Source organism: Clavibacter nebraskensis NCPPB 2581 (assembly GCF_000355695.1).
Classification (GTDB): domain Bacteria; phylum Actinomycetota; class Actinomycetes; order Actinomycetales; family Microbacteriaceae; genus Clavibacter; species Clavibacter nebraskensis.
The window spans coordinates 661,917-677,017 of the sequence record NC_020891.1 but is presented as its reverse complement, the minus strand read 5'-3'; the positions used below and the strand labels follow the sequence as shown (position 1 = coordinate 677,017).

General features: G+C 75.0%; 14 protein-coding genes and 1 pseudogene. 10 read left to right on the top strand and 5 right to left on the bottom strand.

Translation table 11 applies throughout. The features are described 5' to 3' along the window. Positions 1 to 5 precede the first annotated feature (5 nt). Positions 6 to 491: a Fur family transcriptional regulator gene (locus tag CMN_RS03360; protein ID WP_015489448.1), complete on the bottom strand. Its 486-nt coding sequence runs from the start codon at positions 489 to 491 to the stop codon at positions 6 to 8. Positions 492 to 615: 124 nt separating this feature from the next. Here CMN_RS03360 and CMN_RS03355 point away from each other — a divergent pair, with 124 nt between their 5' ends. The 7 genes from CMN_RS03355 (at position 616) to CMN_RS03325 (ending at position 8,990) form a co-directional block, all read left to right on the top strand. Further along, a complete protein-coding gene (locus tag CMN_RS03355) occupies positions 616 to 1,605 on the top strand; it encodes an aldo/keto reductase (RefSeq protein WP_015489447.1) in 990 nt (329 codons plus the stop codon). Between the two features lie 137 nt (positions 1,606 to 1,742). Further along, positions 1,743 to 3,275: a Rossmann-fold NAD(P)-binding domain-containing protein gene (locus CMN_RS03350; protein WP_015489446.1), complete on the top strand. Its 1,533-nt coding sequence runs from the start codon at positions 1,743 to 1,745 to the stop codon at positions 3,273 to 3,275. Continuing rightward, on the top strand, positions 3,272 to 4,312 hold the full coding sequence (locus CMN_RS03345; RefSeq protein WP_227077734.1) for a Gfo/Idh/MocA family oxidoreductase: 1,041 nt from the start codon (positions 3,272 to 3,274) through the stop codon (positions 4,310 to 4,312). The genes CMN_RS03350 and CMN_RS03345 overlap by 4 nt, the downstream gene beginning before the upstream one ends. Next, positions 4,309 to 5,319: a Gfo/Idh/MocA family protein gene (locus CMN_RS03340; protein WP_015489444.1), complete on the top strand. Its 1,011-nt coding sequence runs from the start codon at positions 4,309 to 4,311 to the stop codon at positions 5,317 to 5,319. Before CMN_RS03345 ends, CMN_RS03340 begins: the two co-directional genes overlap by 4 nt. Positions 5,320 to 5,332: 13 nt before the next feature. Next, positions 5,333 to 6,595: a B12-binding domain-containing radical SAM protein gene (locus tag CMN_RS03335; RefSeq protein WP_015489443.1), complete on the top strand. Its 1,263-nt coding sequence runs from the start codon at positions 5,333 to 5,335 to the stop codon at positions 6,593 to 6,595. Then, positions 6,595 to 7,836, top strand: a complete 1,242-nt coding sequence (locus tag CMN_RS03330; RefSeq protein WP_015489442.1) for a class I tRNA ligase family protein — start codon at positions 6,595 to 6,597, stop codon at positions 7,834 to 7,836. The genes CMN_RS03335 and CMN_RS03330 overlap by 1 nt, the downstream gene beginning before the upstream one ends. Then, positions 7,833 to 8,990, top strand: a complete 1,158-nt coding sequence (locus tag CMN_RS03325) for an MFS transporter (RefSeq protein ID WP_015489441.1) — start codon at positions 7,833 to 7,835, stop codon at positions 8,988 to 8,990. The genes CMN_RS03330 and CMN_RS03325 overlap by 4 nt, the downstream gene beginning before the upstream one ends. 43 nt (positions 8,991 to 9,033) lie before the next feature. Here CMN_RS03325 and CMN_RS03320 read toward each other — a convergent pair whose 3' ends face one another. After that, positions 9,034 to 9,873, bottom strand: a complete 840-nt coding sequence (locus tag CMN_RS03320; RefSeq protein WP_015489440.1) for a carbon-nitrogen hydrolase family protein — start codon at positions 9,871 to 9,873, stop codon at positions 9,034 to 9,036. A 28-nt stretch (positions 9,874 to 9,901) separates the two neighbouring features. On the opposite strand from CMN_RS03320, the gene CMN_RS03315 reads away from it, so the two are divergent. Then, positions 9,902 to 10,576 (top strand): GntR family transcriptional regulator, encoded by a 675-nt coding sequence (locus CMN_RS03315; RefSeq protein WP_015489439.1) that lies wholly within the window; start codon positions 9,902 to 9,904, stop codon positions 10,574 to 10,576. A gap of 31 nt (positions 10,577 to 10,607) precedes the next feature. Here the strand turns inward: CMN_RS03315 and CMN_RS03310 are convergent, their stop codons facing one another. From CMN_RS03310 to CMN_RS03300, 3 genes are all read right to left on the bottom strand, one after another. Beyond that, positions 10,608 to 11,729 carry an acetamidase/formamidase family protein gene (locus tag CMN_RS03310; RefSeq protein ID WP_015489438.1) on the bottom strand — a complete coding sequence of 374 codons (1,122 nt, stop codon included), beginning with the start codon at positions 11,727 to 11,729 and terminating at the stop codon, positions 10,608 to 10,610. Continuing rightward, the gene (locus tag CMN_RS03305) at positions 11,726 to 12,163 is read right to left on the bottom strand and encodes a RidA family protein (protein ID WP_015489437.1); all 438 of its coding nucleotides are present in this window, start codon (positions 12,161 to 12,163) and stop codon (positions 11,726 to 11,728) included. The genes CMN_RS03310 and CMN_RS03305 overlap by 4 nt, the downstream gene beginning before the upstream one ends. 229 nt (positions 12,164 to 12,392) lie before the next feature. Beyond that, complete coding sequence (locus CMN_RS03300; RefSeq protein WP_015489436.1) at positions 12,393 to 13,796, bottom strand: MFS transporter; 1,404 nt, start codon at positions 13,794 to 13,796, stop codon at positions 12,393 to 12,395. 165 nt (positions 13,797 to 13,961) lie between these two features. On the opposite strand from CMN_RS03300, the gene CMN_RS03295 reads away from it, so the two are divergent. Continuing rightward, a complete protein-coding gene (locus CMN_RS03295; protein ID WP_015489435.1) occupies positions 13,962 to 14,645 on the top strand; it encodes a DUF2848 domain-containing protein in 684 nt (227 codons plus the stop codon). A gap of 120 nt (positions 14,646 to 14,765) precedes the next feature. Then, positions 14,766 to 15,005, top strand: a pseudogene (purS, locus tag CMN_RS15480) (phosphoribosylformylglycinamidine synthase subunit PurS); the annotation flags it as partial. Positions 15,006 to 15,101: the final 96 nt, after the last annotated feature.

Below are 15,101 nucleotides of genomic sequence, written 5' to 3'. Positions count from 1 at the left end.
GACCGCTAGGCCGCGACGGTGGAACCGGGATCCGCGGCTGCGGTCCGGCATGCGGGGCACAGGCCCCAGTACGTCACCTCGGCGCTGGCCACGAGGAACCCCGCCGAGTCGGACGGCGTGAGGCAGGGGGACTCCCCCACCGCGCAATCCACGTCGACGATCGTCCTGCAACCTGTGCACACGAGGTGATGGTGATTGTCGCCCGTCCGGCGCTCGTAGCGCGCGGATGATCCCGCGGGCTCGATGCGGCGCACGAGCCCGCCGGCCAGCAGCGCGCCGAGCACGCCGTAGACCGCCTGGATGCTCGTGCCGGGCAGCTCGCCCTTGACCGCCCGGAGCACCTCGTCGGCGTCCGAGTGCGGATTCGCGTCGACCGCCGTGAGGACGGCCACGCGCGGCCGGGTCACGCGGAGACCCGCCTCGCGGAGCGCGACGCGCAGGGCGTCGGCGTCGAGGGGCGGCGCGTGGTGGTGCGCGTGGTCGGTGGGCATGCGCCGAGTCAAGCACAGTTCCCTTGAGTGGTTCAAAACACGACGTGAACGCGGCGCGTCGCGGTCAGGAGCGTGCCTAGGCTCGAGAGGCGGCCCATCCGGCCGCAGGAGAACGGAGCACCGCATGAAGCACATCCACACCGGCACGGGCCTCGACGTCGGCCGCATCGGCCTCGGCTGCATGGGCATGAGCGCCTTCTACGACGGCGCCGGGCAGGACGAGGCGGAGTCGATCCGCACCCTCCACCGCGCGGTCGACCAGGGCGTCACGCTCTTCGACACCGCTGAGGCGTACGGGCCGTTCACGAACGAGCGCCTCGTCGGATCCGCGCTGAAGGACCGTCGCGACGACGTCGTGATCGCCACAAAGTTCGGCCTGCTCAAGCACGCGCCGGGCAAGGACGCCGAGGACTACGAGCGCGGCATGGACAGCTCGCCCGCGAGCATCCGGATCGCCGTCGAGGCCTCGCTGCAGCGCCTCGGGACCGACCGCATCGACGTGCTCTACCAGCACCGCGTCGACCCGGCCGTGCCGATCGAGGAGTCCGTCGGCGCGATGAAGGAGCTCGTCGACGAGGGCAAGGTCCTGCACCTGGGGCTCTCCGAGGCCGGGCCCGACACGATCCGCCGCGCGCACGCCGTGCACCCGATCTCCGTGCTGCAGAGCGAGTACTCCATCTGGACCCGCGACCCCGAGGGCCCCGTGTTCGACGTGCTGCGCGAGCTCGGCATCGGGCTCGTCGCGTACTCGCCGCTCGGCCGCGGCTTCCTCACCGGCGCGATCTCGAGCGTCGCCGACCTCTCCGAGGCCGACTACCGCTCCTCGTCGCCGCGCTTCGCGGAGGAGGCGTTCGCGCAGAACATGCGCATCGTCGACGCCGTGAAGGACGTCGCGGGCGAGCTCGACGTGACGCCCGCCCAGGTGGCGCTCGCGTGGATCCTCGCGCAGGGCGACGACATCGCCGTGATCCCCGGCACGAAGCGCGTGACGCGCCTCGACGAGAACGTGGCGGCGGACGCCGTGACGCTCAGCGCCGAGCAGCTCGCGCGCCTCTCGTCGCTGCCGACGCCCGTCGGCGACCGCTACGCGGACATGGGCCCCGTCGGGCGCTGACCCCGTCGCGCACCTGCGGGCCCGGTCATCTCGGAGGCCGGGCCCGCGCATACTAGGGCCCACAAAGAGTTCGCGCAAATCGAGCCGGAGCCGGTTCCGCCGGGCTGGACGGGGACCTACCGTCACGTAACGTGAACATGCTCTCGACCACGTCACCTGCAGGAACCGCTCCCGCGACGGCCCGCGATCGCAGCATCGCCGGCGTCGCCGATCCCCGCCCCCTGATGGCCGCGCTCGACGCGACGGCACATCAGCTGGGCCTGCTCCCCGACCCCGATCGTCCGGCAGCGCCGGACGACGACGACGCCGACCTCCGCCAGCGATCGTGGACGGATCCGACGGGCGGTCGCGTCCACGTCGGGATCCACCTCGGCGGCGTCGCCCCGCGCTCCCTCCTCCCGGCGAACCCGCGGAGCCGGGCTTTCCACGCGATCGTCCGGGCGGACGACCCGGAGGTCGCGGAGCTCCTCCGCGACGCCGTCGAGCGGCACGACCGGCGCCTGTCCGAGGAGGAGCAGGCCACGCTGTCCGCCGCCATGCCGGTCCTCGACTGGGCCGCCCGCACCCACCCGATCGCGCCGGGCGGCTGGCGGATCGTCTTCCGCGACCACCTCGTGGAGAACTCGCTCGGCTTCGTGCGCGCGCTGCTCGCCGCGGGCATCGCGCCCGAGGAGGTGATGGTGCTCGACAAGGGCGACCGCACGCTCAACCGGGCGCGCATCGCCGCGACCCTGCGCGCGCACGGCGTGGACGTGCGGAAGCTCGACAACGCCGCCGTCGACGGCACGGCGTCGGGCGCCGAGGCCGCGCGCGCGGAGGAGTCCGCCCGCGCCGTCGACCGGTTCGTCGCCGACGCGCACGGATCCGGCCAGCGGGTGGTGATGATCGACGACGGCGGGCTGCTCGGCCTCACCGGCGCCGACGGACGGTCCGTGCTCCAGCAGCGCCCGGATGCCGCGGTCGAGCTGACCGTGAGCGGGCTCAAGCGCCTCGCCCGCAGCCCGCTCGCGCGCGACCTGCCGGTGGCGAACATGGCGCGGTCCGAGGTGAAGCAGCGCATCGGCTACAACGAGATCGCCGACTCTTGCATCCGCCGGCTGCGCGAGGCGCTCCGCGGCGAGAAGCTCATCGGGATGCGCGTCGTGAGCGTCGGCTTCGGCTCGCTCGGCGCGCGCATCGCCCGCGGGCTCCGCGCCCTCGGCTGCCGCGTGGTCGTGGTCGACACCGACCACCTCCAGCTCATCGCTGCGGCCGAGGACGGCTTCGAGACGACCCCGTCCATCGGCGAGGCCGTCGCGATGGCGCCCACGCTGCTCGTCTCCAGCACGGGCGAGCCCATCGCCGACGCGGCGACGCTCCGGGCGCTGCCGCGGACCTCCTACGTGACCGCGTTCGCGACCGCCGACCTGTCGGCGCTCGCGGACGGGCCGGACGACGGTCCCGTCGTGCTCGGCGACGGCCGGTCGTTCAACCTGCACCGCTTCGAGGGGATCCCGAACGGCGGGTACGACATGTACCGCGCGGCCACGTGGATCGTCCTCGGCCGCCTCATGGAGCGCGTCGAGGCCCGGCCCGGCGCGCCCGTGCCGCTCGCGGACGTCGACGGGTGGGTGCGCACCTCCGGCGTCTACGAGAGGTACTACGAGCACCACTTCCGTCGGGGCGCGTGAGCGTGCGCGTCACCGTGGTGGGCGGCGGGCGGATCGGCCTGCTGCGCGCGTCCCTCCTCGACCGCATGGGGCACGAGGTCACGATCGTGGATCCGCGCCTCGACCCGCGCGCCGTGCCCTGGCCGACCTCCCCCGATCTCGCGGGCGCCCCCGCGGACACGGCCGTCTGGATCATCGCGACGCCGACCGCGACGCACCTCGACCGGCTCCGGGAGATCGTCGCGCGATGCCCCGACGCGGCCGTGCTCGTGGAGAAGCCCGTCTGCTCGCCCGAGCAGCTGGACGCGCTGCGGGCGCTGATCGCGGAGCACCCCGGGGTCGTGCTCGAGGTGGCGTCGCAGTACCAGGACAGCGTCGCGATCCGGGCCCTCGGGCACGAGGCGCGGATCCGCCCGCGGCACGCGCTCACCGTGAGCTTCGTCAAGGACCGGCGGCCCGACGAGGCCCGCGGTCGCTTCACCGACCGGATCGCGGGGGTGCTCGGCTACGAGTGGCCGCACCTCTACGCGATCGCCCGGGCGCTGGGCGCGAGCCGGGACGACCTCGTGCCGACCGATCCGGACGCCCGGCGCCTCGAGCTCGTCGACGAGGGCGGGTCCCTCGTCGAGGCGCGGTTCGCCGCCGTGTGCGCCGACGGACGGGACCTCGTGCTCCACAGCCGCATCGCGGGGGCGTCCCCCTCGGTCCCGCTCGAGCCCGACGACGACCCGGCGTGCGACCCGGCCAACCACCGGGTGGTGCGGCTGTCGGACGGGCGGGAGCGGATCACGCTGTGGCTCGCGCCCTCGTACGCCGACGAGCGGACGTTCCCGAGCGCGCAGACCGCGCTGCTCGTGCACGAGACGCCCGACGGCCGGCGCGTGCGGACGATCCCGGACGACCCGCTGCGGGTGTCGATGCGGGACGCGCTGCTGCGCCTGGTCACGCGACGCCCGCGCCGCATCGACGTCGACCTCGACATGATCGAGCACACGCGCCTGCTGCTCGGCTCGCGCGCCGTGCCGGTCGTCGGCGGCGACGCCGGGTCCCGCCCGTGACGGCCCGGGACGTCGGGCTCGTCGGCCTCGGGGCGATGGGCGCGACGTACCACCGGCTCCTCCGCACGGATCCCGCGCTCGCGCCCCTCGTGGGCCGACTGCGGATCGGCGCGCGCCGGCTCCCGCCGGGCTGGCGGCCGCTCGACCCGCGCGACGAGGCGGCCTCCCCCGACGCCGTGCTCGACGACGCCTCGCTCGACGCCGTCCTCATCGCGACCCCGCCCGACACCCACGAGGAGCTCGCCCACCGCGCGCTCGACCGGGGCACGCACGTGCTCGTGGAGAAGCCGGCCGCGCTCACGGCCGCGGGCGCCCGGGCGCTCGACCGGCACGCGGCGGCCGCCGGGCGCACCCTGCAGGTGATCAGCCAGCTGCGCCGGGTCGACGACGTACGGCGCGTCCGGGAGAGGATCCGCGCGGGCGACCTCGGCCGGATCCGCACGGCCCTCGTCGAGCTCCCCCTCTGGCGCTCCGACGCCTACTTCCGGGCGTCGCCCGCACGCACGACCCACGAGCTGTGGAACCTCGCGTACCACCAGCTGGACCTCGCGGTCTGGTGCCTGGGACCCGTCGACCGGATCTCCGTCACGGCGTCCCGGGCGCCCTGCCGCGGCCCCGGCATGCGGCAGGGCGCCTTCACCGCCGCGCTCGAGCACGCGTCGGGCTGCCTCACCACGGTGCGGTACACGACGGAGGCGTTCCCGGGCCGCGCGCCACGGCTGGCGTTCGACGGCACGGCCGGCTCGGTCGTGCTCGAGTCGGAGACGGCCGTGCTCGACCTCGCGCCGTCGCCCGAGCAGGTCCCCGACGCGGGCCTGTACGCCCGCGAGGGACCCGCGACGACCGCGCCGTCGGACTGGCTCGCCCCGCACGTGGTCCAGCTCCGCGCCTTCCTCGCCGACCCCCGGGCGGCGTCGCCCCCGCGCCTCGACGCCGGCTCCCTCCGCACCGTCGACCTGATCGACCGCCTCCAGCAGCACCTGAACGACACCAACGCACCTCTCTAGGAAGGGATCCACCATGCCGTCCACCGCCTTCGCCATCGTCGAGGATGAGTTCTCCCGCGACTTCCTCCAGCACCCCCTCGACGCCCTCATCGCCGCCACCGTGCTCGAGCGGTCCGGGCACGACGTGGTCATCTGGGACCAGCGCGTCGCCGACGAACCGCCCGCAGGGACCGATCCGGACCACGTCGTGGTCGTCACCGCCATCGCCGACCGCGCCCAGTGCTACCCGCTCGACCTGTCGCCCGTCCGGGCCTGCGTCGCCGGCCTCCGCGAGCGCTGGCCCGCGGCCGACGTGATCGCCGTCGGCCCGCACGGCACGCAGCTGCCGCAGGCCACCCTGGACGACCTCGGGGTCGACTTCGTCGCCCGCGGCGAGTCCGACGCCGCCGCGATCGGCGCCGTCCGCCTGCTCGAGGCGGGTGGCACCCCGCTGTCGCGCGTGCTCCCCTTCTCCGGCGTCTTCCCGCCGCTCGGCCCCGAGGAGATGCCGGTGCCCGACTACGAGCTCATCGACCCCTCCCTCTACACGGCCGAGACCTTCACCGACGGATCCCTGCACCGCAGCACGTGCGGCATCGCCCTCGGGGTCCGCGGCTGCACCTACGGGTGCACGTTCTGCCACCTGCCCTTCGGGACGCGGATGCGCGCCGAGCCGGTGGAGACCACGCTCGCCTCCATCGAGCAGCAGACCGCGCGCGGCGTCTCGGACGTGTTCTTCCTCGACTACGTCTTCGGCCTGCACAAGACCTTCTACACCGAGCTCTGCGAGCGGCTGACCGGCCGCGGGGTGAGCTGGACCGGGCAGACGCGCACGGAGGTGGTGCTCCGCACCGACGTCGAGGCGTGGGCGGAGGCCGGGTGCCGCGGCATGTGGCTCGGTGCCGAGTCGCCGGCGGTGAGCGAGACGGGCGTGGGCAAGCGGATCCCGGCGGAGAAGATCCAGCTCGCCGTCGAGCGGCTGGCGGACGCCGGGATCACGCCGTTCGCCTTCGTGCTGCTCGGGCTGCCCGACGACCCGACGTGCCAGTCGGGCGAGATCGTCGACTGGGCGGCGACCATCCCCGGCTACTTCGGCCTCAACCAGCTGTTCCTCCGGCCGGGCACGCCCCTCTACTCCGAGGTCGCCGACCGCTACTCCCCCGACGGCCCGCCGCGGGACTGGCACGGCGTCGACCGCATCACGCAGCGCTATAGAGAGGAGTACCCGGCCGACCTCGACGACCTCGAGCGCCGGCTGCAGGCGCTGCCCAATTACATCGGCAACGCGCTATACTGATGGGGCCGGGCGCCGTCATCACCGTCCCGCCCGCGTCCGCGCACTCCTACGACCACGCGGGCTGGGCGACGGACCTCGTCGTCGCGGGGGCCCTCGGGGCGATCCTCGGCGGGGGCCCGGGGGGCCGGGCCCCCGCGGTGGTCGCCACGCGCGACGAGCACAGCATCCCCGCGCTCGCGGGCGGACCGCCTCCGCCGCTCGCGCACCTCGGGGCCCTCGCGCGGTCCGTGGCCGGCGGGGACGTCGTCGTGGGATCCACGGCGCAGCCCGCGGTCGCCGACTACGCCCGTGCCGCGTGGGACGCGCTCGCGGCGCGGGGCGCGCTCGAGCGCGGGGTGCACGCCCGGCCCCGATGCTCCCGGTGCGGGGCCCTGCCGGACGCCTCCGCCACCTCCGCCTGCGCGGGGTGCGGGAGCCCGGCGCCCCCGGGCGACGGCGAGCCGAACTGGTTCCTCCGCGTCGCGCCGTTCGCCGAGGGGATCGCCGCGTTCCGCGCGCGCGTCGACCTCCGGGGCCCGGCCGCGGCCCTCGGGCGCGCGAGCGCGGCCCCGCCCGCGACGCTCAGCGTCTCGCGGTCGGCGTCCCGCACGGGCGGGCACGGCGTGCCCGTGCCGGGCGACCCCGGACAGGTGATCCACTCGGGGTTCGTGGCGGCGGCGAGCTACCTGGCGCCGCGGCCCGACGCGGGGTGGGCGGAGGCGGCGACGCGGATCCAGGTGCTCGGCAAGGGCCTGCTCAACCTGCACCTCACCCTCGTGCCGCTCCTGTGCCAGGCGCTCGACGCGCCGACCGCCGACGTGCTCCACGTGCACCACCACCTGCGCGTGGAGGGGCGGTCCCCGCGGGAGGCGGCGGCCGCGGGGATCACCGCGTCGGCGCTCGTCGAGCGGCACGGGCCGACCGCGGTGCGCTGGGGGATCCTGCGCCTCGCGCTGGCCCGCCGCGACGCGTCGCTGCTGCTCCGCGACCTCGCGGCGCTCGGGTCCCGGGAGGCGCCGCGCGTGGCCGCGCTGGCCGGATGCGCGGGCCCGGACGCGGACGCGATGCCCGGGCCCGACGCGGACCCCGCCGCCGGGCGGCGGACGGCGGCGCAGCTCGCGGCCCTCGACCTCGGCGGGCTCACCCGGTCGCTGCTCGCCGCGCCGGACCGCGGCGGGCTCGACGCCGTGGCCGCGGGAACCGACCGCGCGCGGCTCGACGCCCTCGTCGCCTGGGTCGTCGGCGCGGGGGCCCGCGCGTGACGCGGCTGCCGCGCCGCCTGCTCGCGCTCCTCGTGCTCGTGCGAGCGGCGGGCTTCACGTCGATCGTCGCGGTCGTGTGGTTCCGCGAGCTTTACACGACGAGCGAGGTCGCGCTGATCCTCACGGCGGCCGGCGTCGGATCCGTCGTGCTCCCCGCCGCGGCCGGGCTCCTCGCGCCGCGCCGCGCGCTGCGTCCCCTGCTGATCGGCACGCTGGCGCTCGACGGCGCCGCGCTCCTCGTCCTGCCCGCCGCGGTGGGGGGATCCGCCCTCCTGCTGGCCGCGGTCATGCTCGTGGTGGGCGGGGCGGCGGGGCTGGCGCGCTCGCTCATCGGCACGCTCATCACGGTGCAGGTGGACGGGGACCGGCAGGCGCGCACGCAGTCCGCGATCTCCTGGACGGCGAACGTGGGCAGCGTGGTCGCGACGGGCGTGGCCGGCCTCGTCACGGCGGCCGGGATCGGCTACGGGCCCCTGATGCTCGTCGAGGGCGCGCTGCTGCTCGTCGTGGCGCTGCTCGTGCCGCGCTCCGCCCCGGGTGCGGCGGGCGACCCCGAACCGGCCGGCGGCGGGTCGCCGTCCGCGATCCGCCGCCTGGGCTCGTCGCTCCTCGTCGCCCTGGCCGGGACGGCGCTGATGCAGGGCCTCGCGATCCAGTTCGCGCTGACGACGGCCACGCCGGGGTCGTACGTGTACGCCGCGCTGACCAACGTCGTGCTGCTCATCGGCCTGCAGCCGCTCCTGCTCCGCGTGGTGCGCGACGAGCGGGCGCCGGCCTACCTCGTGGCCGGCTTCGCCGCGGGCGCGCTCACCGCGGTCGCGACGGCCGCGACCGACAGCTGGCTCGCGTTCGGCGTCGGCTGGACGGCGTGCGAGCTGCTCGTGACGGCGGGCATGGTGCCGACCATCCTCGCCCGCGTCCCCGCCGCCGACCACGTGGCGGCACTCGGGATGGTGGGCTCGTCCTGGGGGCTCACCGCGGCGATCACGCCCGCCGTGTCCGGGGCCGCGGTGGCCGCGGTCGGCACCGCGGGCAGCTGGGGCGTCCTCGCGCTCGTCGGCGCGCTGGGCGCGGTCGGCCTCCCCGCCGCGGCGGCGCTGCGGGCGTCGCGCGTGCGCAGCCGCGGGGCGCCGGCGGGCCCGGCGCCCGGCTGAGCGGGAGGCGGAGCGGTCGCGGGGAACCGATCCGCGGTGGGCGTCAGACCGCCTGCTCGAGCCCCCGGCGCCGGTTCGCGAGCACGGGCAGCGTGCCGCGCGCGGCCTCCACGGCCGACGGGTCGACGTCCACGACGAGCAGCTCCTCCTCGCCGCCGAGGCGGTGCAGCACCTCGCCCAGCGGGGAGATCACGGCGCTGCGGCCGATGCCCGTGGGCGCGCCGCTCGCGGGGTCGTGGCCGCGGGATCCGGCGGGCAGCGTCGCGGGGTCGCCCTGGCCGACCGCGACCACGAAGGTCGTGGAGTCGAGCGCGCGGGCCCGCAGCAGGAGGTCCCACTGGTCGGCCTTGCCGGGGCCCGCGCCCCAGCTCGCGCAGACGATGCTGACGACGGCGCCGCGGTCGGCGCCCGCCAGGAACAGCGTGGGGAAGCGCACGTCGTAGCAGGTGGCGAGGGATGCGCGCGTGCCGGCGACCTCGATCACGGCGACGTCCTCGCCCGGGTCGACGGTGTCGGACTCGCGGAACCCGAACGCGTCGAAGAGGTGGATCTTGTCGTACGAGGAGGCACCCGCGGCCGGCGCTCCCGCGGGCCGGGCCACCAGGAGCGTGTTGCGCACGCGCCCGTCGGCGCCGGGCGTGAACATCCCCGCGACGATCGTCACGCCGAGCCGGTCGGCGATCGCCCGCACCCCGGAGGCCCACGGCCCGTCCAGCGGCTCGGCGATCTCCGGCAGCGGGTTCCCGAACGCGCGCTGCGCCGCCTCCGGGAACACCACGAGCTCGGCGCCCTGCCGCGCGGCGTCCTCCGCGAACGCGGTGATCCGTGCCAGGTTCTCTGCGGGATCGGGCGAGCTGATGATCTGGGCGAGCGCGATCTTCATGGTCCTCCTCGTGATGTATACATATCGTATGCGAGAACAGGCGGGCGATCCAGGCACCTCGGCGAGCGCCCTCTCCGGCCGCGAGCGGGCCTACGAGTTCCTGCACGCGCACGTCCTTACCGACCCGGACCAGCAGGGCGCGTTCCTCAACGAGCAGGAGCTCGCGGAGCGCATCGGCGTCTCGCGCACGCCCGTCCGGGAGGCGCTGCTGCTGCTCGCCGCCGACGACCTGGTGGAGATGATCCCGAAGCGCGGCGCCCGGATCCCCGTCATCACCGGCCGCCAGATCGCCGAACTGATGGAGCTGCGCGGCGTCCTCGAGCGGCACGCCGCCACGAGCGCCGTCGAGCACGACCGCACGCCGCTCGACGCCATGCGCGAGGTGCTCGAGCAGCAGCGCGCGATGGTCGCGACGCCGCCGCGCGAGAGCGGCCGGGAGTTCATCGAGCACGACCGCCGCTTCCACCAGCTCCTCGTCGACGCCGCGGGCAGCGAGCTCATGAGCCGCACGTACGCGAAGCTCCGCGCGCGGCAGATCCTCGTCGGCGTCGAGGCGCTCTACCGCGCCACCGACCGGCAGGACCGGGTCTGCGAGGAGCACGCCGGCATCGTCGACGCGCTGGCCGCGGGCGACGCCGAGGCGGCCCGCGACGCGATCGACCGTCACCTCGCCGTCACGCTCGACGTGCTGCTGCGCACCTGACGCGGATCCGCCCGACCCTCCACCGCGCGCCTCAGTGCCAGGCCGCGAAGTCCGCCTTGCGGATCATGCAGTGCACGCCCTTCACCTGGTCCACGACCTGCGACACCTCGAAGTCGCCCGCCGCCGAGAGGTAGGCGAGCGCCACCGAGCGCGGGAGGTCGAAGCGCGTCGCGAGGAAGTCGACCGCGTTGCGCGCGGCGTTCCGCATCGCGACGTCGAGGTCCACGTCCATGCCCGTGGGGATCCAGTGGGTCGCGTTCTCGAGCACCGGTTCCGCGAGGCCGCCCGTCGCGCGCCGCGCCTCGGCGCCCGAGAGGGTCGTGAGCCGGAGGGTCGCCCGCAGCGGCGCCTCGAACGCGGTGAGCGCGACCTCGCCGTTGCCCTGCGCGAAGTGCGGGTCGCCCGTGGAGAAGAGGGCCTCGTCGGCGAGCACGGGCAGGTAGAGGGTCGACCCGGCGATCGCGTGCTTCACGTCGATGTTGCCGCCGAAGCGGCCCGGCGGCACCGAGTGGTGCGCGTCGGACCCGGGCGTCGCCACCGCCATGAGGCCGAGGAACGGCGCGAGCGGGAAGGCGAGCGTGCGGGCGTCGCCCGCGTGGATCACGCCGACGGGGCGTCCGGCTCGCTCCTCGACCCAGGCGAAGTGGCTGACGGATCCGCCCGTGATGATCGTGTCGACGTCGCGCGTGGCCAGCGAGTGCGGGTCGGCCGGCATCTCCCCGGCGAGCGCGCCGAAGCCGTGCCGGTTGCTGATGAAGCCGTAGGGCACGCGGGGCGCCAGGTCCAGCACGTCGACGCGCAGCACGTCGCCGGGTCGCGCACCCCGGACGCCCACGGGACCCGTGACCACGTGCGGGCCGTCCGCCTCCGTGTTCGGGATCCCGCTCGCCGCGATCTCCACGGCGTCGTCGAGCACGCGGTCGCGCCCGACGCCGAACTGGGCGAGGTAGGCGACGGGATCCCGGCCCTGGTCGTCGAGGATCCCCTCGTGGCTGACGGTGTCGATCGTCACGGTCTCCCCCGACGCGACCGTCAGCGCGGCGCGGCTCGCCTCGGTCGGCAGCCACCCCCAGCGGATCTCGTCCGCCCGCGACGGCAGGTGGTGCCGCCCGAGGACCGGTCCGGTGCCGGGCTGCAGGACGGCGCCGCTCATCGCGTGCCCCCGCCCGGGATCCCGACAACCAGGTCGATCTCCACGGTCGCGCCGACCGCGAGCCCCGTGACGCCCACGCAGGTGCGGCTCGGCAGGGACCCCGCGAACCAGGAGCGGTACTCCGCGTTGAAGCGGTCGAAGTCGCCGAAGTCGGTGAGGTACACGCGCACCATGAGCGCGTCGTCGAGCGTGGCGCCGAACTGGGCGATCACGGCCGTGAGGTTCGCGAGCACCTGCCGGGTCTCGGCCACGAGGCCGCCGGCCACGAGCTCGCCGGTCGCGGGATCCGTCGGCATCTGCCCGGTCACGTAGAGCGTGTCGCCCCAGCGGGTGGCATGCGCGAAGGGGCCGACCTGCGGCGGCACGCCCGTGGAGGCGTCGAAGGAGTGGACGCTGCGGACGGGGGCGGGATCGTCGGGGAGCGAGCGGGTCACGGTGTCCTCTCGGGAGCGCACGGCGGCGACGGGGGCGGTGCCGCCGGGGAGGCGGGCGGACCGGATGCCCGGCCCGGGTGAGGGAGAAGGTATGCGGCGCGCGACGACGGGACGAGCCCCGTCCGCGATCGGCAACAGACTCTTCACGCGCCCGAAACACCCCTCACGACGAGGACGGCGCCGACGGCCGGGGACCGTCGACGCCGCCGAGTGAGCCGGATCCCTCGGGTCAGCCCGCGGTGACCGGCGCCGCCACGCCCTCGGCGCCCGTGCGCACGTACTCCTCGTCCTCGGACACGTCCGAGTCGCGGCCCATGGCGAGGCCCACGAGCGTGAGCACGACCGCGGCCGTGAGGTACAGCGCGATGCCGACCCAGCTGCCGGTCTCCTCGTAGATGATCGTGAACATCAGCGGCGCGATGGCCCCGCCGATCACGCCGGCGATCGTGTACGCGAGCGAGGCGCCCGTGTAGCGGAGGCGCGGCGAGAACTGCTCGATGATGTACGCCGCCTGCGGCCCGTACATGAAGGAGTGGAAGAAGAGGCCCAGCACGATGCCCACGCCGAGCACGAAGGTCGACGAGCCGTCGGTGATCGCGAAGAAGACGTACGCCCAGACGGCCGCGCCCAGAGCGGCGGCCGCGTAGAGCGCCCGGCGGTTGATCCGGTCGCTCACGGCGCCCGCGAACGGGATCGTGAACAGCTGCACGGCGGATCCCACGAGCACCGCCACGAGCACCTGCGAGCGCTCGAAGCCGAGCGTGTTCACGCCGTAGGTGAGCGTGAAGACGGTGAAGAGCGCGTAGAGGACGTCGGGTCCGACGCGGGAGAGGATCGCCGCGACGAGCGGGCGGGTCTGGGTGCGGAAGATCTCCGAGATGGGCGCGCTCGGCCGGTCGCCGCGCTCCTGCAGCGCCTTGAACACGGGGGTGTCCTCGAGCTTCAGGCGGATCCAGAGGCCGAACGCCACGAGCAGCGCCGAGAGGAGGAAGGCCACGCGCCAGCCCCAGGCGAGGAAGTCCTCCTCGGTGAGCAGCACCGTGAGCAGCGCGAGCGCGCCGTTGGCGAGCAGGTTGCCCGCGGGCGGGCCGACCTGCGCGGCCGACGACCAGAAGCCCCTCTTCCGTGGATCCCCGAACTCGCTCGAGAGCAGCACCGCGCCGCCCCACTCGCCGCCGACGCCCACGCCCTGCGCGAAGCGGAGGAGCACGAGGATGATCGGCGCCGCGAGCCCGATGGTCGCGTAGCCCGGCAGCACGCCGATGAGGAAGGTCGCGATGCCGATGAGCAGCAGCGTGAGCACGAGGACCGGCTTCCGGCCGATCTTGTCGCCGAGCCGCCCGAAGACGAACCCGCCGACGGGGCGCGAGACGTAGCCGACCGCGTAGGTGGAGAACGCGAGGATCGTCGCCGTGTAGGGGTCCGAAGCGGGGAAGAACACGACGGGGAACACGACGGCGCTGGCCGCCGAGTAGACGGCGAAGTCGTACCACTCGAGCGAGGTGCCGGTGAGGCTCGCGGTGAACGCCTTGACGAGCTCGCGGCGGGTGGGCTTCTCGGTCGCGGCGGGTGCCGCGTGCGCGCCGGATGCGGGCGCGGTCGCCGCCGGGGAGGCGGTGGGTTCGTCGGCCATGGGGCTCCTCGGGTGAGGGAGCCGGGCTGGAGGATCCGGCGATCGGATCCCGCCCGGCGTCCGGTCGGTGTGCTGTATACAGTAGGCATACCGGAGCCCCGGCACCATGGCCGGGACACCCGGATCCGCATTTCTTCACACGCTCGAAACACCACCGGAGGACCGATGACCACCCTGCGCTTCCAGCTGCCCGACGGATCCACCCCGAGCGTCGAGGTCGTGTCGCTCCTCAACGCCGGCTACGCGGGCCGCGACCAGGCCGAGGTGCAGGCGCACATCGACGAGCTGGCCGAGCTCGGCGTGCCCGGGCCCGAGACCACGCCCGCGCTCTACCCCGTCGCGCCGTACCTCGCGTCGCAGGCCGCGACCGTCCCCGCGCAGCACGGCCGCACCTCGGGCGAGGCCGAGTGGGCCCTCGTGATCACCGACGACGACGTGCTCCTCACCGTCGCGTGCGACCACACCGACCGCGCGCTCGAGGTGCACGGCGTCGCGTGGAGCAAGAACGCCGGACCCGACGTCCTGGGACGCAAGGCATGGCGCCTCGCCGACGTGCGCGACCGCCTCGACGCGATCCGCCTGCGCGGCTGGGTCGGCGAGGAGGGCGCCGAGGAGCTCATCCAGGACTCCACGCTCGCCGCGCTCCTCACGCCCGACCACTGGCTCGAGGTGCTCGAGCAGCGCGGCCTCCGCGTGCCCGGCACGGTGCTCATCTCGGGCACGGTCGCCATGGTCCCGGGCGTCGACCAGTTCGCGTCCCGCTGGCGCGTGCAGCTCGAGGATCCCGCCACGGGCGAGACCATCGACGCCGCCTACCGCGTGGAGCTGCTCCCCGAGGCGATCGGCTGATCCCGACCCGCGCCCGACCGGCGACCGTCCCGCGCCCGCCCCGCCGGCCCATCCCGGCGGGGCGCGGCCGTCCGGTACGCTGAGCGCATCCACCCGCCTGCAGGAAGCCGGAGATCCATCGTGCCCACGATCGTCGTCGAAGTGATGCCCAAGGCCGAGCTGCTCGACCCCCAGGGGAAGGCCGTGGCCGGCGCCCTGGCCCGCCTCGGCAAGGACCGCTTCACCGGCGTCCGCATCGGGAAGCGCTTCGAGCTCACCGTCGAGGGCGAGGTGGACGACGCGCTGCTCGCCGACGTCCAGACCCTCGCCGCCGACATGCTGTCCAACTCCGTCATCGAGGACGTCATCAGCGTCCACGTCGCCGGGCTCGACGGCTTCGGCATCAGCGCCGAGGCCGACATGTCCACCGGCAACGTCACCGACGACCACACCGTCGCCGACGGCGGCACGGCCGAC

What these genes read in the sequence shown, in the direction of transcription:
- CMN_RS03355 (WP_015489447.1), top strand. Translation starts at nt 616, where the DNA reads ATGAAGCACATCCACACCGGCACGGGCCTCGACGTCGGCCGCATCGGC.
- CMN_RS03350 (WP_015489446.1), top strand. Translation starts at nt 1,743, where the DNA reads ATGCTCTCGACCACGTCACCTGCAGGAACCGCTCCCGCGACGGCCCGC.
- CMN_RS03330 (WP_015489442.1), top strand. Translation starts at nt 6,595, where the DNA reads ATGGGGCCGGGCGCCGTCATCACCGTCCCGCCCGCGTCCGCGCACTCC.
- CMN_RS03295 (WP_015489435.1), top strand. Translation starts at nt 13,962, where the DNA reads ATGACCACCCTGCGCTTCCAGCTGCCCGACGGATCCACCCCGAGCGTC.
- CMN_RS03300 (WP_015489436.1), bottom strand. Translation starts at nt 13,796, where the DNA reads ATGGCCGACGAACCCACCGCCTCCCCGGCGGCGACCGCGCCCGCATCC.
- CMN_RS03315 (WP_015489439.1), top strand. Translation starts at nt 9,902, where the DNA reads ATGCGAGAACAGGCGGGCGATCCAGGCACCTCGGCGAGCGCCCTCTCC.
- CMN_RS03335 (WP_015489443.1), top strand. Translation starts at nt 5,333, where the DNA reads ATGCCGTCCACCGCCTTCGCCATCGTCGAGGATGAGTTCTCCCGCGAC.
- CMN_RS03310 (WP_015489438.1), bottom strand. Translation starts at nt 11,729, where the DNA reads ATGAGCGGCGCCGTCCTGCAGCCCGGCACCGGACCGGTCCTCGGGCGG.
- CMN_RS03360 (WP_015489448.1), bottom strand. Translation starts at nt 491, where the DNA reads ATGCCCACCGACCACGCGCACCACCACGCGCCGCCCCTCGACGCCGAC.
- CMN_RS03320 (WP_015489440.1), bottom strand. Translation starts at nt 9,873, where the DNA reads ATGAAGATCGCGCTCGCCCAGATCATCAGCTCGCCCGATCCCGCAGAG.